This is a genomic window from Rhodoferax ferrireducens, from assembly GCF_003347515.1.
Classification (GTDB): domain Bacteria; phylum Pseudomonadota; class Gammaproteobacteria; order Burkholderiales; family Burkholderiaceae_C; genus Rhodoferax.
Window position 1 is genome coordinate 200,263 of sequence record NZ_QEII01000269.1, and the last position, 26,993, is coordinate 227,255.

Annotated in this window: 24 protein-coding genes and 1 other RNA gene; 5 read left to right on the forward strand and 20 right to left on the reverse strand. The window is 61.8% G+C overall.

Annotation, left to right across the window (positions count from 1 at the left end):
- Positions 1-26: 26 nt before the first annotated feature.
- From C5P05_RS12225 to dapF, 16 genes are all read right to left on the reverse strand, one after another.
- A complete protein-coding gene (locus C5P05_RS12225; protein ID WP_114970202.1) occupies positions 27-1,442 on the reverse strand; it encodes a UDP-N-acetylmuramoyl-tripeptide--D-alanyl-D-alanine ligase in 1,416 nt (471 codons plus the stop codon).
- 5 nt (positions 1,443-1,447) lie between these two features.
- On the reverse strand, positions 1,448-3,007 hold the full coding sequence (locus C5P05_RS12230; RefSeq protein ID WP_114970107.1) for a UDP-N-acetylmuramoyl-L-alanyl-D-glutamate--2,6-diaminopimelate ligase: 1,560 nt from the start codon (positions 3,005-3,007) through the stop codon (positions 1,448-1,450).
- A complete protein-coding gene (locus C5P05_RS12235; RefSeq protein ID WP_114970108.1) occupies positions 3,007-4,749 on the reverse strand; it encodes a peptidoglycan D,D-transpeptidase FtsI family protein in 1,743 nt (580 codons plus the stop codon). Before C5P05_RS12235 ends, C5P05_RS12230 begins: the two co-directional genes overlap by 1 nt.
- Complete coding sequence (gene ftsL, locus C5P05_RS12240) at positions 4,746-5,087, reverse strand: cell division protein FtsL (RefSeq protein WP_114970109.1); 342 nt, start codon at positions 5,085-5,087, stop codon at positions 4,746-4,748. The genes C5P05_RS12235 and ftsL overlap by 4 nt, the downstream gene beginning before the upstream one ends.
- Positions 5,084-6,025 (reverse strand): 16S rRNA (cytosine(1402)-N(4))-methyltransferase RsmH, encoded by a 942-nt coding sequence (gene rsmH / locus C5P05_RS12245; protein ID WP_114970110.1) that lies wholly within the window; start codon positions 6,023-6,025, stop codon positions 5,084-5,086. Before rsmH ends, ftsL begins: the two co-directional genes overlap by 4 nt.
- Before the next feature lie 9 nt (positions 6,026-6,034).
- Complete coding sequence (gene mraZ, locus C5P05_RS12250) at positions 6,035-6,463, reverse strand: division/cell wall cluster transcriptional repressor MraZ (protein ID WP_114970111.1); 429 nt, start codon at positions 6,461-6,463, stop codon at positions 6,035-6,037.
- A gap of 257 nt (positions 6,464-6,720) precedes the next feature.
- Positions 6,721-8,052: an ATP-dependent protease ATPase subunit HslU gene (gene hslU / locus C5P05_RS12255; RefSeq protein ID WP_114970112.1), complete on the reverse strand. Its 1,332-nt coding sequence runs from the start codon at positions 8,050-8,052 to the stop codon at positions 6,721-6,723.
- 11 nt (positions 8,053-8,063) lie between these two features.
- Positions 8,064-8,609 (reverse strand): ATP-dependent protease subunit HslV, encoded by a 546-nt coding sequence (gene hslV, locus C5P05_RS12260; RefSeq protein ID WP_114970113.1) that lies wholly within the window; start codon positions 8,607-8,609, stop codon positions 8,064-8,066.
- Between the two features lie 74 nt (positions 8,610-8,683).
- Positions 8,684-10,459 carry an STAS domain-containing protein gene (locus C5P05_RS12265; protein WP_232834457.1) on the reverse strand — a complete coding sequence of 592 codons (1,776 nt, stop codon included), beginning with the start codon at positions 10,457-10,459 and terminating at the stop codon, positions 8,684-8,686.
- A gap of 40 nt (positions 10,460-10,499) precedes the next feature.
- Positions 10,500-11,198 (reverse strand): RNA polymerase-binding protein DksA, encoded by a 699-nt coding sequence (gene dksA, locus C5P05_RS34475; RefSeq protein ID WP_420130747.1) that lies wholly within the window; start codon positions 11,196-11,198, stop codon positions 10,500-10,502.
- A gap of 512 nt (positions 11,199-11,710) precedes the next feature.
- Complete coding sequence (locus tag C5P05_RS12275; RefSeq protein ID WP_114970115.1) at positions 11,711-12,766, reverse strand: CobW family GTP-binding protein; 1,056 nt, start codon at positions 12,764-12,766, stop codon at positions 11,711-11,713.
- A gap of 58 nt (positions 12,767-12,824) precedes the next feature.
- Positions 12,825-14,006 (reverse strand): class I SAM-dependent rRNA methyltransferase, encoded by a 1,182-nt coding sequence (locus C5P05_RS12280; protein ID WP_114970116.1) that lies wholly within the window; start codon positions 14,004-14,006, stop codon positions 12,825-12,827.
- A 42-nt stretch (positions 14,007-14,048) separates the two neighbouring features.
- On the reverse strand, positions 14,049-14,360 hold the full coding sequence (locus tag C5P05_RS12285) for a hypothetical protein (protein WP_114970117.1): 312 nt from the start codon (positions 14,358-14,360) through the stop codon (positions 14,049-14,051).
- Positions 14,361-14,475: 115 nt separating this feature from the next.
- Entirely contained in the window at positions 14,476-15,462 is a 987-nt protein-coding gene (locus C5P05_RS12290; RefSeq protein ID WP_232834469.1) for a tyrosine recombinase XerC, read from the reverse strand.
- Between the two features lie 47 nt (positions 15,463-15,509).
- Positions 15,510-16,196, reverse strand: a complete 687-nt coding sequence (locus C5P05_RS12295; RefSeq protein ID WP_114970119.1) for a DUF484 family protein — start codon at positions 16,194-16,196, stop codon at positions 15,510-15,512.
- Positions 16,193-17,068 (reverse strand): diaminopimelate epimerase, encoded by an 876-nt coding sequence (gene dapF, locus C5P05_RS12300; RefSeq protein ID WP_114970120.1) that lies wholly within the window; start codon positions 17,066-17,068, stop codon positions 16,193-16,195. Before dapF ends, C5P05_RS12295 begins: the two co-directional genes overlap by 4 nt.
- A 127-nt stretch (positions 17,069-17,195) precedes the next feature.
- Between dapF and C5P05_RS12305 the strand changes: the two genes are divergently transcribed.
- The 3 genes from C5P05_RS12305 (at position 17,196) to C5P05_RS12315 (ending at position 20,623) form a co-directional block, all read left to right on the forward strand.
- Positions 17,196-18,875, forward strand: a complete 1,680-nt coding sequence (locus tag C5P05_RS12305) for an MBL fold metallo-hydrolase (protein WP_114970121.1) — start codon at positions 17,196-17,198, stop codon at positions 18,873-18,875.
- Positions 18,876-18,987: 112 nt separating this feature from the next.
- Positions 18,988-19,806: a zinc-dependent peptidase gene (locus C5P05_RS12310; RefSeq protein ID WP_114970122.1), complete on the forward strand. Its 819-nt coding sequence runs from the start codon at positions 18,988-18,990 to the stop codon at positions 19,804-19,806.
- Between the two features lie 28 nt (positions 19,807-19,834).
- The gene (locus C5P05_RS12315; protein ID WP_114970123.1) at positions 19,835-20,623 is read left to right on the forward strand and encodes an RNA pseudouridine synthase; all 789 of its coding nucleotides are present in this window, start codon (positions 19,835-19,837) and stop codon (positions 20,621-20,623) included.
- Between the two features lie 33 nt (positions 20,624-20,656).
- Here the strand turns inward: C5P05_RS12315 and nhaR are convergent, their stop codons facing one another.
- The gene (gene nhaR, locus C5P05_RS12320) at positions 20,657-21,553 is read right to left on the reverse strand and encodes a transcriptional activator NhaR (protein WP_114970124.1); all 897 of its coding nucleotides are present in this window, start codon (positions 21,551-21,553) and stop codon (positions 20,657-20,659) included.
- A 234-nt stretch (positions 21,554-21,787) separates the two neighbouring features.
- Here nhaR and C5P05_RS12325 point away from each other — a divergent pair, with 234 nt between their 5' ends.
- On the forward strand, positions 21,788-22,324 hold the full coding sequence (locus C5P05_RS12325; RefSeq protein WP_114970125.1) for an Rrf2 family transcriptional regulator: 537 nt from the start codon (positions 21,788-21,790) through the stop codon (positions 22,322-22,324).
- A gap of 10 nt (positions 22,325-22,334) precedes the next feature.
- Here C5P05_RS12325 and C5P05_RS12330 read toward each other — a convergent pair whose 3' ends face one another.
- Positions 22,335-23,108 (reverse strand): M14 family zinc carboxypeptidase, encoded by a 774-nt coding sequence (locus C5P05_RS12330; protein WP_232834470.1) that lies wholly within the window; start codon positions 23,106-23,108, stop codon positions 22,335-22,337.
- Between the two features lie 165 nt (positions 23,109-23,273).
- An RNA gene (gene rnpB, locus C5P05_RS12335) (RNase P RNA component class A) lies at positions 23,274-23,627 on the reverse strand.
- 107 nt (positions 23,628-23,734) lie between these two features.
- Here rnpB and cysK point away from each other — a divergent pair.
- On the forward strand, positions 23,735-24,652 hold the full coding sequence (gene cysK, locus C5P05_RS12340; protein WP_114970127.1) for a cysteine synthase A: 918 nt from the start codon (positions 23,735-23,737) through the stop codon (positions 24,650-24,652).
- Here cysK and C5P05_RS12345 read toward each other — a convergent pair.
- Complete coding sequence (locus C5P05_RS12345; protein WP_114970128.1) at positions 24,641-26,980, reverse strand: EAL domain-containing protein; 2,340 nt, start codon at positions 26,978-26,980, stop codon at positions 24,641-24,643. The genes cysK and C5P05_RS12345 overlap by 12 nt on opposite strands.
- Positions 26,981-26,993: the final 13 nt, after the last annotated feature.

Consider the following 26,993-nt stretch of genomic DNA (forward strand, 5'->3'; position numbering starts at 1 on the left):
GGTCTCGAAACTAAACAGCATGAATTTCATTCCTTCTCTTGTTGGGTGCGGGCGGCAATGGCTTGCACCACCCGCTCCATCTTCATGAAACGCGAACCTTTGACCAGCACGCTGCCCATGGCGGGCAGCGCCGCCAGCACGGCCGCTTGCAGGGATTGCATATCGGCAAAATGACGTCCCGCGCCGAAACGGGTCGAAGCCGCCGTGGACAACTCCCCCAGGGTGAACAGCGCGTCAATGCCGAGCGTGCGGGCGAGTTGCCCGGCTTCGGCGTGAAACTGCAGGCCCTGATCGCCCACCTCGCCCATGTCGCCCAGCACCAGCAAGCGCGGCCCCGGCAGCGCCGCCAGCACTTCAATGGCGGCCTGCACCGAGTCGGGGTTGGCGTTGTAGGTATCGTCCACCAGCGTGATGGCGCGGCCGGCCAGCTGCAGCACCTGCGCACGCGAGCGGCCTTTGACCGGTTCGAACGCCGCCAGGCCGCGTTCAATCGCCTCCAGCGGGACGCCTGCAACCAGGGTGCAAGCGACCGCCGCGAGGGAGTTCTTGACGTTGTGCAAGCCGGCAATATGCAAGGCATAGTGCAGCGGCCCGGCCGGCGTGATGACCTCCACCTGCCAGGCGTCACCGGACCACTGCGCCAGGGTGGCACGCACATCGACCAGGCTGGCAGCTTCGTCTGAAACACAAAATCGCACGACCGCACGTTGCCCGGCCTTGTCCATCCACATCTCGCTGTAAAGGTCATCGCTGGGAAAAACCGCCACACCGTGTTCGGGCAGCGCTTCGATGACCGCGCCATTTTCCTGCGCGACCGCTTCCACGGTGGCCATGAATTCAAGATGCTCGCGCTGGGCGTTGTTGACCAGGGCCACGGTGGGCTGGGCTATGGCGGCCAGGGCGGCAATTTCGCCCGGATGGTTCATACCCATCTCAATCACCGCCACCTCGTGGTGGCTGCGCAAACGCAGCACGCTCAGCGGGACACCAATGTCGTTGTTGAGATTGCCCTGCGTGGCCAGGAAGGCCTGCGGCTTGAACGCCCGCAGGATGGATGCGATCATCTGCGTCACGGTGGTCTTGCCGTTGCTGCCGGTCACGGCCATCAGGGGCAGTTTGAACTGCGCACGCCAGCCGGTGGCAAGCGCGGCCAGCGCCAGCTTGGCGTCCGCCACCACCACGCCGGGCAGGCCGGCCACGCGCAGCCGCTCATCCGCATCGTCGCCCTGACAGATGGCGGCGACCGCACCTTTGGCCTTGGCCTCGGCCAGAAACTCATTGGCGTCAAAGCGCTCACCGCGCAGCGCCACAAACAGGTCGCCGGGCTCGATCGTGCGGGTGTCGGTGTGCACGCGCCGAAAGCTCACGGCGCCACCGTCCGCACCGTTGTCTATCAGGCGCGCCTGGTCCAGCCAGGGCAATATCTGCTGCAAGGTCATCATGTCAGTCATGGGGACGGCTCCTGCCCGGCCGTCGGCGCCACCCAAGCGGCCAGGGCGCGGCGCACATGGTCAATATCGGAAAACGGCAAGCGCTGGCCCGCCACTTCCTGATAGTCCTCATGCCCTTTGCCAGCGATCAACAGCACATCGCTGGCCGTCGCCTGGGCCAGCGCCTGTGCAATCGCCAGCGCACGGTCAGGCTGCACGGTCAGCGCGGCGTGACCGGTCAGGCCCAGCAAGATCTGACTGATGATGACTTCCGGCTTTTCGCTGCGCGGGTTGTCGCTGGTCACGACAACGCGGTCAGCATGACAGGCGGCCATGGCCCCCATGAGCGGGCGCTTGGCCGCGTCGCGGTCGCCGCCACAACCAAACACACACCAGAGCTGCCCACCGCGCTGATCGGCCAAGGAACGCAGCGCCACCAGCGCCTTGCCCAGGGCGTCCGGCGTATGGGCATAGTCCACGGCAGCCAGCGGCTGTCCCGGCCCACCCACGCATTCCATGCGGCCAGGCACGGGGGTCAAGTCACCGCAGGACTCGACAACCGCCGCCAGCGGCACGCCGATCGAGCGCATGGCGGCCATCACACCCAGCAGGTTGGAAACGTTGTAGGTGCCGATCAGCTGGGTCTGCAGCACATGGCGCTCCTCGCCTTCGCACACGGCAAAACGCAAACCCTGCACGTCGTAACGGATGTCGCGTGCCTGCAAGCGTGCCGGTTCGGTGCACGACACCGTCCACACCTCAGGGACTTTGCCGCTCAATTCAAGCGCCAGTACGGCACCCTGAACATCGTCAATATTGATCACTGCCGCCTGCAGGCCCGGCCACTGAAACAGGGGCGCCTTGGCTTGCCAGTAGGCCTCCATCGTGTCGTGGTAGTCCAGGTGGTCTTGCGTGAAATTGGTAAAAATCGCGGTGCGGATGCAGGTGCCAGCCAGACGCTGTTCTTCGATGCCAATGGAAGACGCTTCGATGGCACAGGCTTTCAGGCCGGCATCGACAAAACGCCTGAAGGCTTGCTGCAGCAGAACCGGGTCGGGCGTCGTCAGGCCGGTCGTCACGATCCCGGCCACTGCGTCAGACGCTGTCGTCGCGCCGTGATCGCTCCGATCAGGCGAAGGCGGTCGACCTATACCCAAAGTACCCACCAGCCCGCACGGAATGGGCGCAACCTGCTTTAAATTCGATAGCGCCTGGGCCAGCCACCAGGCGGTGGACGTCTTGCCGTTGGTGCCGGTCACCGCCAGCACGTCCAGCCGTTCCGTGGGTTGCCCGAAATACGCCGCGGCAATCGGGCCGCTGGCCGCCTTGAGCTGGGTGTAGCCGGAGACGCTGTCACCACTGAAAGCAAAGCGCTCAACCCCGTCCAGCTCCACCAGGCAGGCTTGGGCGCCACCCGCCAGGGCGGCGGCCACATGCTGGCGCGCATCGGTGGCAGCGCCGGGCCAGGCGATAAAACCGTCGCCCGGCTGCACCTGGCGACTGTCGGTGCAAATCGTCCCAGTCACGCGGCTGCGCAACCACTGGGCTGCTTCCTGGGGCGTATGGAATTCAAGCATCACAGGCTCTCCTCTTCCGCCTCGGCCACGATCTGGGGCTTGACCGCCATGTCCGGCTGCACGCCCATCATGCGCAGGGTCTGTTGCGCCACTTCGCTGAACACGGGGGCGGCCACCGCTCCGCCGTAATACTGTCCGGCGCCGGGTTCATCAATCATCACGCCAATGATGATGCGCGGCTTCTCGATCGGCGCCATGCCGACGAACCAGCCCCGGTATTTGCGATTGCCGGCGCTGCCATAGCCCTTGCCGACCTGCTTGTAGGCCGTGCCGGATTTGCCGCCCACCGAGTAACCGATGGTCTGCGCTTTTTGCCCGGTGCCGCCCGGGCCCGCCGCCAGCTGCAGCATCTTGCGCACCTGGCCTGCCGTACGCGCCGAGAAGACCGGCACGCCCACGGCCGGCTCGCTGTTCTTGAGCATGGTCACCGGAATGATCTGGCCATCGTTCGAAAAAACCGTGTACGACCGGGCCATCTGGAACAGCGAGGCCGACAGGCCGTAGCCATACGACATGGTGGCCTGCTCGATCGGTCGCCAGGTCTTGTAAGGGCGCAGCCGACCCGACACAGCGCCGGGGAAGCTGATCTGCGGCTTTTGCCCAAAACCGGCCTGGGAAAAGGTCTCCCACATTTCGCGCGGCTGCATCTGCATGGCAATCTTGGTGGTGCCGATATTGCTTGATTTTTGAATCACGCCTTCCACGGTCAGCACGCCATTGGGGTGCGAGTCAGAAATCGTCGAGCCCGTGATGGTCAACCTGCCCGCGCCGGTGTCAATCGGGGTCTGCGGCGTCACACGACCGGTCTCCAGTGCCAGCCCAATCGTGAACGGCTTCATCACCGAGCCGGGCTCAAAAGTATCCGTCAGCGCCCGGTTGCGCAACTGGGCGCCGCTCAGGTTGTGGCGCTTCATGGGCGAGTAGCTCGGATAGTTGGCCAGTGCCAGCACTTCGCCGGTCACGACATCCAGCACCACCACGCTGCCGGCCTTGGCTTTGTGCAGCAACACGGCATCACGCAACTTCTGGTAGGCAAAGAACTGGACCTTGCTGTCCACGCTGAGCTGCAAATCATGCCCGTCGGCAGGCGCCACCGTCTCGCCCACAGCCTCCACCACCCGGCCCAGCCGGTCCTTGATTACCCGGCGGGAGCCGTTGCGCCCGGCGAGCTCCTTGTTGAACGCGAGCTCAATGCCTTCCTGGCCCTTGTCTTCGACGTTGGTGAAGCCCACCACATGCGCCGCCGCTTCGCCTTCGGGGTACTGGCGCCTGTACTCCATGCGCTGGTAGATGCCCTTGAGCCCCAAGGCCGTGATCTGTTGCGCCACCGACTCATCGACCTGGCGCTTGAGCCAGACAAAGCTCTTGTCCTCATCTTCCAGGCGCTTGTTGAGGTCAGCGAGCGGCATATCGAGCAATTTGGCAAGCTTTTGCATCTGGGCCTTGTCCCGCTCGACGTCTTCCGGAATGGCCCAGATGCTGGGGGCCGGCACGCTGGAGGCCAGGATCAAACCATTGCGGTCCAGGATGCGGCCCCGGTTGGACGGCAGTTCCAGTGTGCGCGCAAAACGCACTTCGCCTTGCTTCTGGAAAAAGTCATTCGCAATCACCTGGATGTAGGCGGCACGCGCGGCAAGGCCGACAAAGCCGAGCGCAATGGCGGCCACAATAAACTTGCTGCGCCAGACCGGGGTCCGGCTGGCGAGCAGGGGGCTGGAGGTGTAGGCGATGCTGCGGCTCATGGGGCCCGACCTGCTGCGCGAGGGTCACCCTGCGGCGCAGCCTTTTCACCCGAACTCGCCACGGTGGCAGACTCGGTGTTGTCCCTGACATAGTGCGTGATCGCCGGCGTGACGGTGCGCATCTGCAGCCGCTCTTGAGCCAGTTTCTCCACACGAAGTGGTGTGGCCTGAGCCCGCTTTTCCACCTGCAAGCGCTCGTTATCCGCCTCAAGCCGGCGCGCGGTAGAGCGGGCCTTGTCAAGGTCGGAAAACAGGCGGCGTGAGTCGTACTGCACGCTTACAAGGTACAAAGCACTGGCCAACACCGCCAGCAGAAGCACGAGGTTGATCCGAATCATGACCCGGTCCTCTGCGCCACGCGCATGATGGCGCTGCGCGAGCGCGGATTGGCGGCGACCTCGGCGGCGCTGGGCTTGACGCGGTCCAACGCCTTGAGCTGCATGATTTTGGGCGCCGCAAATGGCGCACGACGGTCGTACTCGTCGCGCGAGTGCTTGGCAATAAACTGCTTGACGATGCGGTCTTCCAGCGAATGGAAGCTGATCACGACCAGCCGCCCGCCAGGGGCCAACACCTGCAGGCTGGCCTCTAGGGCCTGCTGCAGTTCTTCAAGCTCGGCATTGATGAAAATCCGAAGAGCCTGAAATGTGCGCGTTGCAGGGTTTTGCCCCTTCTCGCGGGTTTTGACCGTGTCAGCCACGAGCTGGGCCAGCTCGGTGGTAGTTGTAATTGGGCCATGCGCCTCTCGGCGAGCAACAATCGCCTTTGCAATGGGGCTAGCAAACCGTTCTTCACCATAGTCACGAATCACCTCCGCTATTTTGTCGACCTCGGCATCGGCCAGCCACTGCGCCACGCTGATCCCGCGCGTCGTGTCCATGCGCATGTCCAACGGGCCCTCGAACCTGAAGCTGAAACCCCGTTCCGGGTTGTCCACTTGCGGCGAGCTGATGCCCAGATCGAGCAAGACCCCGGCCACACTCGCTGGGGCCAGTTCGCCCAGGTGACGAAAACCCTGGTGCCGAATGGAAAAACGTGGATCGTCGATGGTGGCGGCCTCGGCCAGCGCATCCAGATCCTTGTCGAAGGCGATCAGACGCCCTTGCGGCGCCAGCCGGGAGAGAATGAGGCGGGCGTGACCACCCCGGCCAAAGGTGGCATCCACATAAGTGTGCATGCCAGCGCGGAAATCGCCTGGCTCGTCATCCGGATTGTTGAGAAGCGCCGCAACGGCTTCTTTCAACAAAACGGTGGTATGTGTCCATGTGGTATCCACCGCCAGCCTTCAGAAAGAGAAGTCTTTGAAGACGTCGGGCATATCGCCCTGCATCGCCTTGGCCTCTTGCGCATCGTAGGTACTTTTGTCCCACAATTCAAAGTGGTTGCCCATGCCCAGCAGCAAGGTGTCCCTGGCAATGCCGGCGGCCTCACGCAGTTCGGGCGACACCAGTATGCGACCCGTGCCATCCATCTCGACATCCATGGCATTGCCCAGAAAAATCCGCTTCCACCACTGGGCCGACATCGGCAAGGCGGCAATGCGTTCGCGGAACATTTCCCACTCAGGGCGCGGGAAAATCATCAGACAGCCGTGCGGATGCTTGGTGATGGTGAGCTGACCCGCAGCCGTGGCACTCAAGACGTCACGATGCCGGGTCGGCACAGACAGCCGCCCCTTGGCATCCAGACTTAATGACGAAGCCCCTTGAAACACGACAGCCCACCCTCTTTTGATAGATCTACAAACAAGTGGAAGCGCAAAGACACTTTTCACCACTTAATTGCACTTTTTTGCACTGTATCAGCAAAAGCAATCTTCGCAAGCGGGCTTGCAACAATTTTTTCAATGAAATCAAGGACTTAGATACGCTTTTAGATGCACCAAAACAGCAAAACCTGTTCTGAATTAAGCACTTAGCGCACACTGTGAAAGTGATGCTTGAAGGCGAGCCCACTTCCGGGCATCAACACTTACAGGATGTAACGCGACAGGTCCTCATCCCGGCTCAGCTCACCCAGTCGCGCATCCACATACGCCGCATCGATCTGAATGGTCTGTCCGCTGAGATTGGCGGCATCAAAACTCACCTCATCGAGCAGCCGCTCCATGACAGTGGACAGACGTCGCGCGCCAATATTTTCGGTACGCTCATTGACGTCAAACGCAATGTTCGCCAGCCGCGTAATGCCCGCCTCCCGAAACTCGACGGTGACATCTTCCGTGGCCAGCAAGGCCTGGTATTGCTTGACCAGTGAGGCATGCGTTTGCGTCAGGATGGCCACGAAGTCCTGCACCGACAAGGACTGCAGCTCCACGCGGATCGGAAAACGCCCCTGCAACTCGGGAATCAGATCACTGGGCTTGCTCAGGTGGAAAGCGCCCGAGGCGATGAACAGGATATGGTCGGTCTTGACCATGCCGTATTTGGTGGACACGGTCGTGCCCTCGACCAGCGGCAACAAATCGCGCTGCACGCCCTGGCGCGACACGTCGGCACCGCTGCCCTCGGAGCGCGAGGTAACTTTGTCAATTTCGTCGATGAACACAATGCCGTTTTGCTCCAGCATGTGCAAGGCCTGCGTCTTGATTTCTTCTTCATTGACCAGTTTGGCTGCCTCTTCGTCGACCAACAACTTAAGGGCCTCTGGAATCTTGAGTTTGCGCGTCTGGCGCTTTGACTGCCCCATCTGACCGAACATGCCGCGCAGCTGCTCGGTCATTTCCTCCATGCCGGCCGGGCCCATGATCTCCAGCTGTGGCGCTGACTGCGCCACATCGATCTCGATCTCCCGGTCTGCCAGCTGGCCCTCACGCAGTTTCTTGCGAAAGGTCTGGCGTGCCGTACTCTCCGTCTCGACGCTCGACACGACGCCAAAATCACCCCGTGGCGGTGGAATCAGAATGTCCAGCACCCGATCCTCGGCGGCATCTTCAGCACGCGTGCGCACCTTTTTCATTTCGGCCACGCGCGTTTGTTTGACCGCAATATCGGCCAGATCGCGAATGATGGCGTCCACATCCTTGCCAACGTAGCCCACCTCGGTGAACTTGGTGGCCTCAACCTTGATAAAAGGGGCATCCGCGAGCCGGGCAAGGCGCCGGGCGATTTCAGTCTTCCCCACACCCGTGGGGCCGATCATCAGAATGTTCTTCGGCGTGATCTCCGCGCGCAGGCCGGGTTCGACCTGCTGGCGCCGCCAGCGGTTGCGCAAGGCAATCGCCACGGCGCGCTTGGCCTGATGCTGGCCAACGATGTGTTTATCGAGTTCAGCAACGATTTCCTGGGGGGTCATAGAGGACATAAATAAAATCTTCAGAGCGTCTCAATCGTGTGATTCATGTTGGTGTAGATGCATATCTCACCCGCAATTTCCAACGATTTCTTGACAATTTCCGGCGCCGACAACTCGGTGTTATTGAGCATGGCGATGGCCGCCGCTTGCGCATAAGCGCCACCCGAACCAATCGTCACAATGCCGTTTTCAGGCTCCAGCACATCGCCATTACCGGTGATGATGAGAGACGCCTCGCTGTCCGCCACGGCCAGCATGGCCTCCAGGCGGCGCAACACGCGGTCGGTTCGCCAGTCCTTGGTGAGTTCAATGGCAGCGCGCACCAAGTGCCCCTGATGCTTCTCCAGCTTGGCTTCAAAACGTTCAAACAAGGTGAAGGCATCGGCGGTGGCACCGGCAAAACCGGCCAAGACCTTGCCGTGATAGAGCTTGCGTACTTTGCGGGCGGTGCCTTTGACAACAATATTGCCCAGGGTCACCTGCCCATCGCCGCCAATGGCCACAGAGTAGCCTTCAGGGGTCTTGCGCCGCACACTGATGATGGTGGTTCCGTGAAATTGTTCCATGCTTTTTCTAAATTAGGTCATCCAGCTCAAAAAAACAAGCCTGGAGGGAGTCGCGCTTTGCAAGAAATCCCAGGTTAACTGGTGCGCAATGCGACACGGGCATGTTCGTTGATGCCGATCACGTTAAAAAAGGCTGCCACCAGACTCGGTACATCGTGAAACTGAACATGGCACCCCTCGGATTCGCGCACGGCAACCCAGTTCAGAATGCTTCCTGCCGCCGAGAAATCGACCCGAATCAGCCGGGCGCAGGAGACAACAAGGCGATCTGCCCCGTTCAATCCGGCCTGCAGCTTATTCAGTGCCTCTGCCGCATCACCCAGCACTTCTCCGCTCAATTCAACCACGGCCACCGGCAGCATGTCGAAGCCCATGGGCTGCGTAAGGGCATGGCCTATTTCAGTATCAACCGTTGCGGCTTCGTAGACCGGGTCGCCGGCATACTCAAGCGGCGTTGTTGAAGACACCCCGTCAAAGGCAAAATCACACCGGGCGTCTACCCAAGGCGGTGGAGAAACTTCATAGGTCACACAATAATCAAGTGCGGCCAATTCGAACTCATCCTGCAAGCGCAATATGCGCAATGCATCAAGGCGAAGCCACCACCAGAAGGACTCGATCCGTTTGTCACCCGAAGGGGTCAAGGATCTCAGGGTTTTTTCAAGTACATCGGAACCGCTGAACTGCAATTGCACCGGTTGCAGACACCATTCGGCAAACAGAGCGGCCAGCGCCTTCGCCGCCTCTGGCGTGATGGCGTTAAACCGACGCCAGTCCAGGCACCAAGGCTCAGCCTCGTGGTGCAAAGTTGCACGAAGTGCCTGCAAGGACTGAAGATCAAGTTCCTCAGGGCACGTCCAAACGACCTCACTGCCGTGCTTCGACGCCATCAGGTGGCTCAACGGTACCGGCGACGATTTGCGGCCCAATAAATCGGGCGTTGAGAACCATGCCGGCGCAGAACGTCCGAAACGCTGGGCGTAGTCAATGGCAACGCGATCAAAACTGGCCTGCTGCCCGGTTGCTCGATAAAGGTCGAACAAGGCAGCGGCCCACCCATCGGCGGAATCCGGAGGCACGTCATCTCCCTGCAGCGCGGCCAAAAGACCTGTTTCGGCGCCTGCATCATCGCCGTTGGCGAAGCGGATGGCCGCCTCCTCCAGGTCGGGGTCGGACAAGCCATCACTCAATTCGGTGGAAAATAATTTGGACGGTGAAAATTCGCTGATACCCGTATCAAAGCTCCTGCTGGTCTTGCTCCGGGAGGCCATCGCCTGCGGCGAACCCGCTGCGGGGACGAGTTCGTCAGGCCCAGACAGGCCCATTTGCGTGGACTCGTAATCCGCACCCTGCATCGAGTCGAATTCCTCCGGGCTCAGCGCGGACGCCTGGGTAGGCGCAAAAGTCATCGAAGCGCTTTCGCTCGCCGCCTGGGGCGGGTTGGCAACCACGGGCACTACGCGCGCAACAATCAGCGCCTCATCCTGCTTGCCCTTCCACCACTGCTTGGACATCTGGGCTTCAATTTCATCAATCTTTTTGAGCGTCGTCGCCCGCTCGTCCGGATTGGATGCCAGACTGCTCTGGAAGAATGAAGGGCGGTCAGCGAGTTCGGGGCTGATGGATGGCCCGTTGCGACGTAATTTGCGCAGATAGTCAAACTCGCGCCGGCGTACAAAATCGTTTTGCCGCTTGCGCTCAATCATCTCCTTGAGCGCCTGTTTGCTGTAGCCACTCTCCTGCTCTGACTCGGGCACGGGCTTATCCAGATCAGACCAGTCTTTCGTCGGATTGCGGACGAACCTGGCCATCTTCGACAGCAAACCGGCCCTACTGTCTTTGGTCACCATAGAACGGGAAAGCAGGATAAAAAACCACTAAAACCAATCCTCAATCCCCAAACATTTTCTGCCTGAGTTCCCGCCGCTGTTGCGCCTCGAGCGACAGGTTGGCCGTGGGGCGCGCGAGCAGACGACCCACTCCAATGGGTTCACCCGTTTCATCGCAATAGCCGTACTCACCCGCATCTATGCGCACAATCGATTGCTCGATCTTCTTCAAAAGCTTGCGCTCCCGGTCACGGGTACGCAACTCCAGTGCATGCTCTTCTTCAATGGTGGCCCGATCGGTCGGATCAGGCACCACCACGGTTTCCTCGCGCAGATGTTCCGTGGTTTCACCCGCATTGTTCAGGATGTCCTTTTTAAGCAATGACAGCTTCAGGCGAAAGAATGCCAGTTGCGTGTCATTCATGTACTCATCATCCGGCATGGCGATCACATCGGCATCCGTCAACTGCTCAACCGGCTTCAACTTCCAGTTGTTGACAAGCTTGGGATCTTTCTTGATGGCCGAAGCAAGCGGTGGTGCAATGATCGGACTTGAGGCGCTTTGTGTAAAGCTGGCCTTGGCAGCGGTAGAGGCTACCGACTGTGCCATGGACGGCACCGTGAGCTGCGCAAGCCGCGACGAAGGTCGGCCCGCTCTGGCGGGCACGGACGAGACTTCGACCTGAATGGGTGCAGCCGCCATGGGTTTGGCCGGCATAGCGGCTTTTGCAATGGTGCCGGGCTTCACAGAATGCGTCACTTTGGGTTTGGATACCACCACTTCGGGGTTGCTAGCTTTCGCAGTCGTCGTTTTCACAGAATCCTTTACTTGAACTTTAACTTTGGCTGCCGGCTTGACGGCCTTTGCAGGGACTTTGACCGGTGAGGCCTTTGCAACAACCGGTGGTTTGGCTTTGGCGGCCGGTTTGGGTGTGGCCTGGGCCGCTGGCTTGGCAATGGTTTTCACAATGGGCTTGTCCTTGGCGACCGCATTGGTCCCTTTGGACGCCTCTTTGGGTTTCCCGGATTGAGTTTTCACTTCTTGCCTCCTCGCAGAATTGGCCTGCGCATGTACGACGCCATTGGACGTCAGCTTTGTATTTGCAGCGGGGTCCGAAGCCTTTGACGTTATACCCTCAATGCGAGCTTTTGAGGGCTGGCCTTGCGCAACTTCTTTGGCGCGCGAGTTTACAGGTTTAGCTGTTGAAAAATCCATCAGTTGCAAAAGCGAGACAAACATTTGATTTTCGGCTCAATATATGCAGATACAGATCAAACAAGACTTTGCTCCATGCCCTGCAGGAAGATGTCCTTGGGCAGGTCAATGCCGATGAACACCATTTTGCTGGAACGCGGCTCACCCTCTGCCCATGCCGGCCCCAAGTCACTGCCCATCAACTGGTGCACACCTTGGAAAATCACCTTGCGGTCAGTGCCCTGCATGAACAGGACACCTTTGTAGCGCAACATGCGCGGACCGTAGATGTTGACAATCGCGCCCAGAAAGTCTTCCAGTTTGGCCGGATCAAAGGCGCGATCTGACTTGAAGACAAAGCTCTTCACGTCATCATCGTGATGATGGTGATGTCCACCACCCTCGCTGTGCGAGGGATGGTCGCAATGTTCGCCGGGGGCATGATCGTGGTGCTCATGCCCTTCGTGCTCTTCCTCCTCCTTGAGGAAATCCGGGTCGATATCCAGTTTGGAATTGAGGTTGAAGCCACGCAGGTCAAACACCTCCGACAGGGCCACCTCGCCAAAATGAACGGCTTTTTGCGGCGCGCGCGGGTTCATGTGCTTCAAGCGGTGGATCAGCGCGTCGACCTCGTCCTTGGCCACCAGATCGGTCTTGCTGATGAAGATCTGATCCGCAAAACCGACCTGCCGACGCGCTTCCTGGCGTTCATCCAACTGCGTTTGCGCATGCTTGGCGTCCACCAGCGTCAGGATCGAGTCCAGCAGATAACTCTCGGCGATTTCATCGTCCATGAAGAAGGTTTGCGCTACCGGGCCGGGGTCGGCCAGACCGGTGGTTTCGATCACGACCCGGTCAAAGTCCAGCTCGCCCTTGCGTTTTTTCTCGGCCAGATCGCGCAGGGTAGCGCGCAAATCCTCGCGGATGGTGCAGCAAATGCAGCCATTGCTCATCTGGATGATCTGCTCGGTGGTGTCGGACACCAGGATGTCGCTGTCGATGTTTTCTTCGCCGAACTCGTTCTCAATGACGGCGATTTTCTGGCCGTGGGCCTCTTGAAGCACGCGCTTGAGCAGCGTGGTTTTGCCCGAGCCGAGAAAGCCCGTCAGAATGGTTGCAGGAATGAGGCTCATCGTATTGTCTCTGTGGGAATGGCGAAACCGGGGAGTGTAGCGGGCAACGGCTTGACCCTTATTTGCGCATGATCACCAAACCCTTGAGGTATTCACCTTCGGGGAAATTGATCGTCATCGGGTGGTCCGGCGCCCCGCCCATGCGTTCACTGATATAACCGTCCACGCCAGCGTCGATACCGGCGGAAGCGACAATTTTGTGAAACAGGTCGGCGCTGATGCCGCCCGAGCAGGAATAAGTGAACAAGACCCCGCCCGGCGCCAGCAGCTTGAAGGCCAGGCGGTTGATGTCCTTGTAGGCCCGCGCCGCCCGTTCGGCATGCGTCACCGTGGGCGCGAACTTGGGCGGATCGAGCACGATGGCGTCAAAGGTCTTGCCCTCGGCACCAAACTGGCGCAGCGAGGCATTCACATCGGCGTCCATGAAGGTGGTGCGCTCCGCCGCAAAACCATTCAGGGCCACATTCGCCGCCGCCTTTTCCAGCGCCGGGCCGGAGGAGTCAATCGAGGTGACATGGGCCGCGCCGCCGGTCAGGGCGGCCACGGTGAAGCCGCCGGTATAGCAATAGCAGTTGAGCACGCGCTCAAACTTCAGGCGGCGCGCATAGGCGGCGAACTTCTGGCGGCTGTCGCGTTGGTCCAGGTAGAAACCGGTTTTGTGGCCGGTGGCGATATTGACGCCGAGTTGCCAGTCATGCTCGCGCAGCACCAGCTCGGTCGGCCCCTCACCGCGCAACCAACCGCTGACCTCGGGCAAACCCTCCAGGGCGCGGCCGCTGGCGTCGGAGCGTTCATACAGCTTGCTCAGGCCGGTGGCGGCCAGTAACGCGTCGGCCAGCACGTCTTTCCAGCGCTCGGCCCCAGCGGAGAGAAACTGGGCTACCAGCGTGTCGCCGTAGCGGTCCACGATCAACCCCGGCAGTCCGTCGGACTCGCCGTGGACCAGCCGCATGCTGTCACTATTTATATCAAATCGGTCTCTAGCCCCCACAGAACGTGCGACAGCAGCTATTAAAAACGCAGCATCAACGCGTTGCGCCTCGTCAAAACTCCAGACCCGGGCGCGGATTTTGGAAGCCGGACTGAAGGCCGCCCAGGCCAGAAACTGCCCCTCATGGGACTCTACCCGCACGGTTTCGCCGGGATCGGCGCTGCCCTTGGCCATCGCGGACTCGAATAGCCACGGGTGGCGGCGCAGAAGCGAGCGCTCCTTGCCAGCTCTAAGTTGAATCGTTTTCATGGGGCCGATTGTGGGGCCTAACGAAAGTCGCCTAAACGTCGCCTAATAGGTGACCGCCATCGCCGGCACATCCACCCGAATCACGGGTTTTGCCAGCGCCGCATGCACGGCCTGAACATAGTCGGCCGCCCATTTTTCATCCGCAAACAGGGCCGCACCGGCCGCTTCGGTCACTCGCAACACCTTGTCTGCGGTCAGGACCTTGCCACTGGCCCGCAGGGGCTCGCAGTCCAGGGCGGTGAACTGGGCGTCGAGCCAGTTGCGGGCAATATCGGGGGCCATGGATGCGGCCTCATCCACATTGAAATGAAACTCAAGCCCTTTGTCCAAAATGACGGCGATTTGACTGCGCATGACATACCTTTCTGATGATGATTGACGGTGTTGTGGAACTGCATCTTATAAATCATGAGACCGGTTCCGAAACTTACCTCAAGCAAACCCAAGCTGCCGTTTATTTCGCCGCAGCCTACTTCGGGCCCGGGGACTTGATTTTGGCGCGCGGATGCGCCGCGTCGTAGGCCTTGGCCAAATGCTGGAAATCCAGCCGGGTATAGACCTGCGTGGTGGTGATGCTGGCGTGGCCCAGCAACTCCTGCACCGCCCGCAAATCACTGCTGGACTGCAGCAGGTGGCTGGCAAACGAGTGCCGCAGCATGTGCGGGTGCACGGGCGTGGCCAGGCCCGCTTGCTGGCTACGGCGCTTCACACGCTGCCAGATTGATTGCGCGGTCAGGCGCGTGCCGTTGCGGCCGATGAACAGGGCGGCCTGGACGGTCTGGGGGGAGGTGCCCGGCCCCGGCTGGCCTGGGGCGTCCACGCCCAGGGCCTGATTCCGCAGCGCCAGCCAGCGCGTCAATGCGTCGACCGCCTTGGCGCCCACCGGCACGGTGCGGCGCTTGGCGCCCTTGCCCAGCACATGGGCCTCTCCGGCTGGCAAGTCAATCCAGCCGCGAGCGGCCGGACCAGCCACCGCGTCCAGCCCGGTCAACTCACCCACGCGCAGGCCGCCGCCATAGAGCAGCTCGACGATGGCGGCGTCGCGCGCTTCCAGCCAGGGGTCGTTGCTGTCACTGCTGAAACTGGCCAGCTGCACGGAGTCGTCCACGCTCAGGGCTTTGGGCAAAGGCTTGCCGGCCTTGGGCGCGCGCACGTCCTGCACCGGATTGCTGGCCACCAGGCCTTCGCGCCCCAGCCAGACGTAGAAACCGCGCCAGCCCGACAGAATCAGGGCAATGCCGCGGCCGCTGCGGCCCGCGCCATGCATGTGCGCGACCCAGCGCCGGATATGGGTGTTTTGCACCTGAAGGAGTTCGACTTGCGCCTGCGCGGCGTAGTCGCTTAACTTCTGGAGGTCCAGCGCATACAGCTCGACGGTGCGCTGCGCCAGGCGTTTTTCGACACGCACATGCTCCAAATAGCGCTCTGTCAAATGGGGTGCCCCCACGCTTGCCACTTCGTGTGCTGCGCTGCCCCCCGAGGGGTCCGTGCCTTGCCCCACGCCTACCTCAGGCGCGACAGCGCGGCGCTGGCCAATTCGGCCAGGCGCGCCAGAAAATCGGTGCCCATGGTGCTATTGAAACGCTGGGCGTCGGGCGAGGCCAGCACCAGCAGGCCAAAGGCCGGGCCGGTGCTGCCAACCGGCCCGGCACGCAAGGGCAAAATTGCCAGCGAGGTGGCCGCCAGCGGATCGGGCAGCCAGCTCACCGCCTCAAACCCGGTGTTGACGCCACAAAACGGTTCCCTCAGCGAGGTGGCAAACAGCTTGGCGTCCTCAGAGACCCCTTGGGCAAAGTCGGCGTGGGCAAAGTGCGGCGCCACGCCCCACATCTTGATGCCCACCTGCGGCACGACAAACTGCTCGGCAATCTCGCCCGCCATCTGGCCCGGCAAGGCCAGCGGGTCGGCCACCAGGAACAGGGTGCGCGCCCAGCCCAGGAGCTTGTCGGACAGCAGCACGTTTTCGTTGCCGTTACGGATCATGTCCATGATGCGATGTTCCAGCACCTTGATCTTCTCGCGCAGCATGCCGGCCTGGCGCTCTTGCAGACTCACGGCGCGCTGGCTGTGGGGACTGGTGAGCTGCACTGCCGCCAGCAGATCGGCGTGGCGCTCGAAAAAGTCGGGGGTATTGGCCAGGTAATTGGCGATGTCGTCTTCGGTGATGGGATTGGTGAAAGAGGTAGTCATAGGATGTCCGGTAGGTCGATTTCGCCGTGAAAAACAGTCGTGGCCGGTCCGGTCATCATCACCGGTGATGCCGCGCCGGCCCAGGAAATAGTCAGAATGCCGCCGTGCGTCTGCACGTCCACCGTGTCGTCGAGCAGCCCCAGCCGGATGCCACTCACCACGGCCGCGCAGGCGCCGGAGCCGCAGGCCAGGGTTTCGCCGGCGCCGCGCTCGAACACCCGCAGGCGAATGTGGCGTCTGTCCACGACCTGCATGAATCCGGCATTCACCCGATTCGGGAAACGGGCGTGGTGCTCGATCAGCGGGCCCTGCAGCAGCACGGGCGCCGTGTCCACATCCTCCACCACTTGCACCGCGTGCGGATTGCCCATCGACACCACCGCTACAAAAACAGGAGCTGTCAGCGCACTGTCCACGAGGGCCAGAGGCCATTTTCGCCATGAACCGCTGATTTGCGGCTGCAGACCGATCGCATCGAACGGGATGTCGGCCGGCTCGAACACAGGGGTTCCCATGTTCACCGTGACCCGGCCATCGGGGCTGAGCAGCGGCTCGATCACGCCGCCCTTGGTTTGCACCCGGATGGCGTCCTTATGCGTCAGGCCCTGGTCGCGCACGAAGCGGGCAAAGCAGCGCGCGCCGTTGCCGCACTGCTCGACCTCGGCGCCATCGGCGTTGTGGATCAGGTACTCGAAGTCGATGCCGGCGGCGGGGGACGGGCGCACCGTCAAGATCTGGTCGGCGCCGACGCCGAAATGGCGGTCGCCCAGCAAGCGGTACTGCGCGGTGGACAGGCCGAGCCGCCTTTCGGTCTCGTCGAGCACCACAAAGTCGTTGCCGGCGCCCTGCATTTTGGTGAATGAAATTCGCATGGGGGAATTATCCCTGTTGTTTTCCCCCACGCCCGCCCGTAAGCCTCCCGCCCCTAGGGCCGCCAGAGCGCTTGGGGGAATGCGTCGCCGGAAAAATCGACTTCACAATTCGTTGCAAAATCAGCCCATGCCACGCCCCACCCAACTCCTGCACCCGGCGCGCGAACCCGCAGCCACCCGGCCAGCCGCCACCGTATTGCTGTTACGCGACAGCGACCAAGGCATTGAAGTACTGATGACGCGCCGCGCCATGACCGCCAGTTTCGCCCCCGGCGCCTATGTGTTCCCCGGCGGCGGCGTGGACGCATCCGACGCCAGCGGCCACGCCCAGGCGACACGGCGGGCCACGCAAAGCGATTTGCACCTGACGCAGGCCATCGCCGCCATCCGCGAAAGTTTTGAGGAGCTGGGCGTGCTGCTGGCGCGCCGCGCCGACGGCGCACCGGCCGACAACAGCGACATTGCGGCACTTAACCGCAGCGCGCCTTTCACCGAACAATGCCAGACCCTCGGCCTGACCCTGGCCGCCGACGAGGTGTTTGTGCTGGCCCACTGGATCACCGACCGCGACCTGCCGCGCCGTTTTGACGTGCCGTTTCTGGTCGCCCGCATGCCCGAGGACCAGACGCCGGTGGCCGACGAGACCGAGCAGTTCGAGCCGGTGTGGGTGCGCCCGGCGGACGCGCTGGCGCAACATCAGGCGGGCGGGTTTTTCATGATTTTCCCGACCATCCGCACACTGGAGCGGCTGCAGAACCACGCCACGGTCGACGCGGTGCTGCAGGCCTGTGCCGCGACCGAACAGCCGCTGTGGACCAGTTGCCCGCGCGCCGGTCTGCTGGCCGGCCGCGAAGCCCGCTTCATGGAGCATGAGCATCCGTACGGCGAACTGGCGCTGGTCTGCCCGGACGGGCAAATCGTGCACCCGCTGGACTGGCAGTCCGAGCAGCCGGTGGCGCTGCTGAAAAACGTGATGCGCCTGACTGCGCCCAATCCTGGCGCCATGACCGGCCCCGGCACCAATAGCTACCTGGTGGGCGACCCGGCCACCGGCTATATCGCCATCGACCCCGGCCCGGCCGACCCGGACCACATCGAGAAGTTGTGGCGCGCCGCCAGCGGCGATATCGTCATGATTGTGTGCACCCATTCGCACCCGGATCACTCGCCCGGCGCCCTGCCCTTGCAAGCGCTGTGCGAACGGCACGGCCAGCCGCGCCCGCCCATTCTGGGTCTGCCGTCCGCGCCCACGGCGCGCGCGCACAGCGCCTTCACACCCGATCGACTACTATCAAATAATGAGCTACTTGCGCTTATTCCACGAGGGCTAGAGGCTGATTTTGCTTATAAATCCAGCCACACGCTGAAAATCATCCACACCCCAGGCCACGCCGCCAACCACCTGTGCCTGGTGTTGCTGGAAGACGGCCTGCTGTTCAGCGGTGACCACATCCTGAACGGCAGCACCACGGTGATCGACCCGCCCGATGGCGACATGACGGCCTACCTCGACTCGCTCGACCTTTTGAGCGCCGCCTGTGTAGAGCACCACATCGAGTTCATCCTGCCGGCGCATGGCTACGTCATCGGCGGTTACACCGGCGAGGCGGCCGGCGCCATCGCGCACCTGAAAGCGCACCGATTGAGGCGCGAAGCCAAGATTCTCAAAGTGATGCAGGCGCAGCCGCTAGCCTCGCTGGACGACTGGGTGCGAGAGGCCTACGACGACGTGCCGCCGCGCATGTGGCCGGTGGCCAAACGCTCGCTGATGGCGCATGTGGCGCGCATTGAAGCCGCGCTGTCCTGAGCGCGGGCGACCGCCTGCGTCCTGGCGCTTGAAACGGAAGCTGGCACCGCTTGAAATCGGCCCGCCTCGGGCCCAGCTACAGGCCTGTTGAACTTTCACCCGGGAACAGACCTTGCCAGCCCTCATCATTTCCTGTCTGGCCTTGCTGTTTGTCCTCTGGTTGCTGGGCGAGCCCTACCTGATCGAGCGCAAACGCCAACGGATTCGCGCCCGGCCGTTTCCCGCCGCCTGGCGCGACATCCTAAAACGGCGCGTGCCCTATGTGCGCGCCATGCCGGTCGATTTGCAGCTGCAGCTCAAGCAGCACATCCAGGTCTTCTTGGCCGAGAAAGCGTTCATTGGTTGTGATGGTCTGGAGATGACAGACGACATACGGGTGACGATCGCCGCGCAAGCCTGCCTGTTGATTCTCAACCGCCCGCGCGACTACTACCCTAACCTGCGCCAGATCCTGGTCTACCCCGGCAGCTTTGTGGTCGAGCGCGCCCACACCGACGGCATTGGGGTGGCCCACCACGCCCGCCAGGTGCTATCCGGGGAATCGTGGTCGGAAGGGCAGGTGATCCTGTCCTGGCACGACACCCTGGAGGGCGCCGCCATTCCCAACGATGGCCAGAACGTGGTGATCCATGAATTTGCCCACCAGCTCGACCAGGAAACCGGCATTGCCAACGGCGCGCCGGTGCTGGCGCGGCGCGATCATTACAGGCGCTGGTCGCGGGTGCTCGGGGCTGAATTCCGCTTGCTGCAAAGGCGCACAGCGCTGGGAGTGGACACCTTGTTCAGCGACTACGGCGCCACCGACCCGGCTGAATTTTTCGCAGTCATCTCCGAGGTCTTCTTCGAGCAGCCGCAGCGCATGGCCGCTGAGCACCCGGCGCTATACGACGAGCTGACACGGCTGTACCGGCTCGATCCGCTGAGCTGGTGAGAGCGCCCGCGCGGTTAACATCCTGCCAATGATTCCGAACAAAAAACCTGCCCCCCGCGTTCCCCGCACGGACGAACGCCTGGCCAAGCGTGTCGCCGAAATGGTGCCCTGCTCGCGCCGCGAGGCCGAGCAATACATTGAAGGTGGCTGGGTCAGCGTCAACGGGCAGGTGGTGGAGGAGCCGATGTTCCGGGTGTCTGACCACAAGGTGGAAATCGACCGCAACGCCAGCCTGATGGAACTGGCCGATGTAACAATTTTGCTGCACAAGCCGCCGGGCTTTGACGCCATGGCCGAGCCGGGCGAGGCCAATCGCAAGGTCAAGCCGGCGCAGCAATTGCTGAGCGCCGCCACCCATGCCGCCGATGACGCCTCGGACGTGCGCCTGCTCAAGCGCCACTTTGCCCACCTCACCGCGGCCGTAGAGCTGGAGACGGGCGCCAGCGGCCTGGTCGTCTTCACGCAGGACTGGCGCGTGCTGCGCAAGCTGGAGGAAGACGCGGGGGTGATCGAGCAGGAAATCATCGTCGAAGTCAGCGGCGAGGTCGCGCCCGGGATTCTGGACCGGCTCAACCACGGACTCGCCTCCGACGGCCATCCACTGCCGCCGGTCAAAGTCAGCCTCAACAGCACGAGTGACAGCACCTCCAAGCTGCGTTTTGCGGTCAAGGGCTCGCATCCCGGCCTGATCGCCTATCTGTGCGAGCGCGTCGGACTGCAGATTGTGAGTATGAAGCGCATTCGCGTGGGCCGGGTTTCCATGACCCAGCTGCCCTCCGGGCAGTGGCGCTACCTGCAGACGCACGAGCGTTTCTAGAATGGGCCACGGGGCGCCGGACGCGCCCCCGTCTCAGTGGCTGAAAAGCTGCTTGCGCGCGGTTTCGGTGATGGCCACAACGCAGGGGTGCGTGATGCGGCGCTCCACCGACACCGCAAAAAACTCCTCCACCAGCTCGTCGGTGCGACCGATCACCGCCACGCCGAACTGCGCAGCCGTTTCAGCCTCCAGCACCGTGGGGGCCATGAATATACCGCTGCCTTCGCGGCCAAAGGCCTTCATCAACGCGACGTCGTCAAACTCCCCGATGATGCGGGGGTGAATGTCATGGCGGGTCAACCAGCTCTCCAACTGGGGCCGCACCGACGCCGAGGCACCCGGGACCAGCATCGGCATGTCGTTCAGGCACTGGGGGAAATCGCCGTGTAGTTGGGCTTGAAGATTCGGCGCACAGAAAAAACTCATCGCCGTGCTGCCCAGCGGATGGTTGAAGGCCTTGACGCTGATGCGTCTGGGCATGGGTTCATCCGCAATCACCAAGTCCAGCCGGTGCAAGGCCAGTTGCGCCAGCAGGTCGGGGAATTTGCCTTCGCTACAGATCAGCCGCACCGGCTCGGCGATTGAAAAAGCCGGCTCCAGCAGCCGGTAGACCACCGACTTGGCCACGGAATCGGCAACGCCGACCCGGAAGTCCAGCACGCGCTGACCATCCCGCGCCTGGCGCAAGGCGACTTCCAGCTCGGCGCCCAGCGTGAAAATCTGTTCGGCATAACCCAGGGCCAGCCGGCCGTCGTCGGTCAGCGCCAGCTGGCGGCCACTTTTGCGAAACAACTTGCGGCCGAGCCAATCTTCCAGCAGCTTGATCTGCCCGGACAGGGTTTGCGGCGTGGTGTGCAGCTGCTCGCCCGCGCGCATCACGCCCCCGGCCTTGGCGGTGACCCAAAAATAGTGCAAGTGCTTGAAATTCATGTGAACGTTTCTATAAATCCGCTATCGGAGGTAGGGCACGGCACGCCAGACGGTTGTACCGGTCTTTGAGAGGGGTGCAAGCGATGCGGCAACACCGCCTGCAGCCTCGTGATGGCAACAGTCTATTCGGTTTTTTCGAAGTTAAATTGTTACAAATTCGAATTTACGCGAAGTGATTTGCACCTTATAGTGAACTCAGTCACACACCTCGTGACGCTGACAGGAGATAAAAACATGCGATTAAGTACCAAAGGGCGATTCGCCGTCACCGCGATGATTGACGTCGCGCTTCGCGAAGGTTCGGGCCCGGTCCCGCTGTCCGACATTGCGGTGCGTCACCAGATTTCACTGTCCTACCTGGAGCAGATGTTCAGCAAATTGCGCCAGCATGGCCTGGTGGAGAGCACCCGTGGCCCGGGCGGCGGCTACGCGCTGGGTCACCGCGCCGAAAGCATCACGGTCGCCGACATCATCGGCGCCGTCGAAGGCAGCCCACCACACGGCAGCGCCATCGCAGGCCAGCAGAGCGAAGGGCTGGCCCAGGACATGACGCAAGATTTGTGGGACGCTCTGCGCTCCAAAATGGAGGACTACATGCAGTCCATCACCTTGCGCAGCCTGGCCGCCGGTCAACGCGCCAAAGGCGTTCAGGTAGAAGAACGCAAAGTGGTCAACCGCGGCGTGTTCAAGAAACCCAAGGCCGAACCCGTGCGGGCCAACACGCCAAATTCCGTGTTTGCGCTGGGACGGGTGTCCCTGGCCCGAGGCTAGACCAGGCGCGTCAGGGTAGTTTTGGCGGGAAACCGCCGGTGCTGCCCGTTTCGATGGCGACGTCTCGCCCCGCGCCCAAGCGCTCGTTCGTCCAGCGCAACAAGTCCTGCCACATCTGGCGCATCTCGGCGTCCAGCGGCGTTCGGGTTGAATTGGGCAATTCGACGGTGACCACCGGCACGCCTTTGTGCACACCGCCATAGTTGCCCAGAGAGCCGGGGAAAACGCCGACCTGATCGAGGTAGAGGCGCCCCAGCCGGGACGGCGGCACCGAGGGTCCATCAAAATCCAATACCCCGTAGGGCGCATGAATGCTGACAATCAGGTGCGGTTTAAAACCGCGCATCTGGTTATGCAAGAACTGTGATTCCGGCTCGGACAACGGCTGGGGACCGGGCCAGCGGCGAGGGTCTTTGCCGGTCCGTTTTTCCCAGTACACCTTGGCGTCGCGCGCCCAGTTGGGCGTGGGAAAGTTGCGGTTCAAATCCACGCCACGGGCATTGACGCGTTGCGGCGACGCGCTGAAGACGCCGTCCGGATTCAGCACCGGCACAAAGCGCCAGTGAATCCCATGTCGTGTGTCGACGGGCATCTGCCCTGCCAGTTTGATCCAGTGCAAGGCTACCGCCGCGGAAGACAGCTCATCACCATGAATGGCGCCCACCACCAGCACACGCAAGGTGGCTTGGTCCGGCTTGATATCCCGCGCCCACAGCGTTCGCCCTTTCACCGAGCGGGCGACGGTTGGCTGGAGTTGCGCTGCCTCGCACAAGGCGCGCTGCACATTCGGCAATTTCGCTGAAAAATCAACGCAAGGCCCCGCCGAATGGGCGTTGAAAGCTACCAAAAATATAGCAATGAGAGTGAGCGTGAAGCGATGAACTGACATACCCGCAAGTTTAACGGCCGGTACCGGAAAATGCGCTGCGCCCGGAGCGGCGCCATAAAAGTGTGAAGCCCACCGATAAGCCGGATTCTGTGCAACTGCCTACCCTTGCGGGCCTGCAGAAGTGACTGTCATTAATCTGGGCTGTTGGTCACCCAACAGCTCGGTGCTACCTACCCGCCAACTCTGGGGGCCCCATCAACGTTGGCCTACTTGGTATTGCTGCGCGTAGAGATTGCCCGTTTCACCCGAACTTAATCGGCTCGTCTCTGTTGCTCTAATCCTCACCTTATACCTCCCGCTTGCGCGAGGGGCTTTCAGTGGACAGCCGTTAGCTGCTACGCTGCCCTATGCAGTCCGGACGTTCCTCCAGTGCCTGGTTTCCCAGATTGCACCAGCGACAGTCTGGCGGGCTTCACACCCCGATTATCGCGGCTATCCATAACGATATATCGAAAACCGTTGATGAAGTAGTTGAAAATGACAAGTTCCACCCGTCAGCAAACCTACCACCGGAGCCGTCCATGAAAGCCGACAACATCCTGCAAACCATTGGCAACACGCCGCACGTCCGCATCAACCGCCTGTTTGGCAACAGCCACAAGGTGTGGATCAAGTCCGAGCGCAGCAACCCTGGGGGCTCGATCAAGGACCGTATTGCACTGTCCATGGTGGAGGCCGCTGAGAAAGCCGGCATCCTCAAACCCGGCGCCACCATCATCGAGCCGACCTCCGGCAACACCGGTGTCGGCCTGGCCATGGTGGCAGCGGTCAAGGGCTACAAGCTGATACTGGTCATGCCCGACAGCATGTCGGTGGAGCGGCGCCGCCTGATGCTGGCCTACGGCGCCACCTTCGACCTGACACCACGCGAAAAAGGCATGAAAGGTTCAATCGCCCGCGCCATGGAATTGGTGGAAGCGACGCCCAATTCCTGGATGCCGCAGCAGTTTGAAAATCCGGCCAATATTGACGCCCATGTGAACACCACGGCGCAGGAAATCCTGGCCGACTTCCCCGACGGCATCGACGTCCTGATCACAGGTGTGGGCACGGGTGGACACATCACCGGCTGCGCCCAGGTGCTCAAGGCGAAATGGCCCCATCTGAAGGTCTACGCGGTGGAGCCGGTGGCTTCCCCCGTCATTTCAGGCGGAGCCCCCGCACCGCACCCGATTCAGGGCATTGGCGCCGGCTTTATCCCGAAGAATCTGAACATGGACTTGCTCGATGGCGTGATTCAGGTGGACGCCGAACCGTCCCGTGAAATGGCGCGCCGTTGCGCCTGCGAAGAAGGCATTCTGGTCGGCATCTCCAGTGGCGCCACGCTGGCCGCCATTGCGCAGAAGCTACCCGACCTGCCCGCCGGTGCCACCGTGCTGGGATTCAACTACGACACCGGTGAGCGTTACCTGTCGATTGAAGGTTTCTTACCGGCTTGAAGCCAACATCCGCACCGCCTGCTCACGCTGATGCGCGAGCAGGCGGGCGAACTCGTCAGCCGGCACCGGCTTGCTGTAGAAATAGCCCTGTATCTCATCGCACTGGTGTTCGCGCAGAAAGTCGAGCTGGCCCTGGGTTTCCACGCCCTCGGCGATGGTCCGAAACCCCAGTCCCTTGGCCAGGCCAATGATGGCGGTGACGATGGCTGCGTCATCTGGATCGCTATGGAGGTCGCGGATGAAGGACTGGTCGATCTTGAGCTTGTCGATTTTGAAGCGCTTGAGGTAACTGAGCGAGGAATAACCGGTGCCAAAATCGTCGATGGACAGCGCGATTCCCAGCGCATGCAGGCGCGCCACCGTGTCGATCGTGAAGCTGGAGTCGTCCATGGCGATGCTTTCCGTGAGCTCCAGCTCAACCATGGCCGGCTCGAGCCCGCTCACGCGCAGGGCCTCAACCACGTTGTCGCACAGGGCCGCATCCCTGAACTGCACCACGGACAGGTTGATGGCGACCGGCACGATCGGCAAACCGGCGGCTTGCCAGTCGGCGTTCTGCTGCACCGCGGAATACAAAACCCAGCTGCCAATCTCGCGAATCTGGCCGCTCTCTTCGGCAATGGGGATGAAGCGCATGGGCGACACCATGCCCCATTCGGGATGCTGCCAACGTATCAAGGCTTCGACACCGACAATTTTCAGCGTCGTGACATCGACCTGCGGCTGGTAATAAAGCAGCAACTCCTTGTTTTCCAGCGCCCGGCGCAAGTCATTCTCGATGCGCAAGACTTCGTTTGCCTGCTCATGCATCTGCTGGGCAAAGAACTGGAAGTTGCTGCGCCCCTGCTGTTTGGCCCGAAACAGTGCGGAATCGGCACACTGTGACAGTCTGGCCAGATCGGCGCCATTGTCGGGGAACAGCGCAATGCCGATGCTGGCGGTCAAGCTCAGGCGCTGGCCGTCGATGGTGAAGGGCTCGGCAATGACGGCCAACGTTCTTTGCGCCACGTGCGCTGCGCCCTGGTAGTCCGTGTTCGGGAGCAGGAGAATGAACTCGTCCCCGCCCGGGCGGCAAATCGTGTCATCCTGATGAAGATGAATCGTCAAGCGCGTGGCCAGTTCCTGCAACAGTCGGTCGCCAACGGCGTGGCCCAGCGAGTCATTGATGTTCTTGAACCGGTCCAGATCCACATACATCAGGGCCACCTTGGCCTGCGCACGCTGCGCCGCGGCCAGCGCCACCTGGGCCCGATCGTGGAGTAAGGCACGGTTGGGCAACTGGGTCAGGGGATCGTAGTTGGACAGCAAACGGATTTGCTCCTCGGCATCCTTGCGGTGCGAAAGGTCCGTCAGGATGCCGATGTGCTGCATGATCTGGCCGGCCGGATTGCGGATGGCACTGATGGAAAGCCATTCGGGGTAGAGGTCGCCATTCTTGCGGCGGTTCCACACCTCGCCCTGCCAGCGCCCCTCCAATTGGATGGCACGCCACATGGCTTCGTAAAAAGCGGGGTCCTGCCGGCCAGAGGCCAGCAGACTCGGGTTGCGCCCCACGACTTCTTCCTTGGTATAGCCGGTGATTTCCGTGAACGCCCGATTGACCGAGAGGAAACAGTTGTCAGCATCCGTGATGACGATGCCCTCCTGGCTCGATTCGAAGACCTGCGCGGTCAGCTGCAACTGTTCCTGGGCGAGCTTGCGATCCGTCACGTCCAGCCAGGTGCCGACGGCGATGGCGCCGCCCCCGGACAGATTGTGGGTGAGCACCAACTGGTCGTAGATCCAGCGACATGAGCCATCGGCGTGCAATAGGCGGTACTCATACTGAAGCACACCCGTTTCACGCAATTGCCGGTGAGCCTGGACGGCCCGCAAGCGATCATCTGGATGGACCCGCTCCAGCCACAAGCCCGGCGTTGCCAGCCACTGCGCGGGCGAGTAACCGGTGAACAGGGCCACCTTGGGACTGACAAAGTTCACGACGAAACGTTCCTTGGCCCGCGGGTCTATCGTCAGTGAATAGATCACGGCCGGATTGACGGCCATGATGTGCGTCAGTCGCTCCGCCTCAAGTTTGATTTTGCTGGCCAGAGCCCCGCGCACGCTCGCATCGCGTCTGATCAAGTGGTACAGCAACACGGACGTGAGGAGGACAAAGGCGCTGCCCTTGACGGACTGGAGCCAGGTCAGGCTCGCAGGATCCGGAAACAACCATTGCAGCGCCCTGTCGGACAGCCAAATCCAGATGCCCGCAAAAATGGCGTACAGCAGGCTGATGCGTCGCGCGGCGTTCGCGACGACGTGTCGAGACAGTCCCGTAAAAGTCATATTCAAACAAACG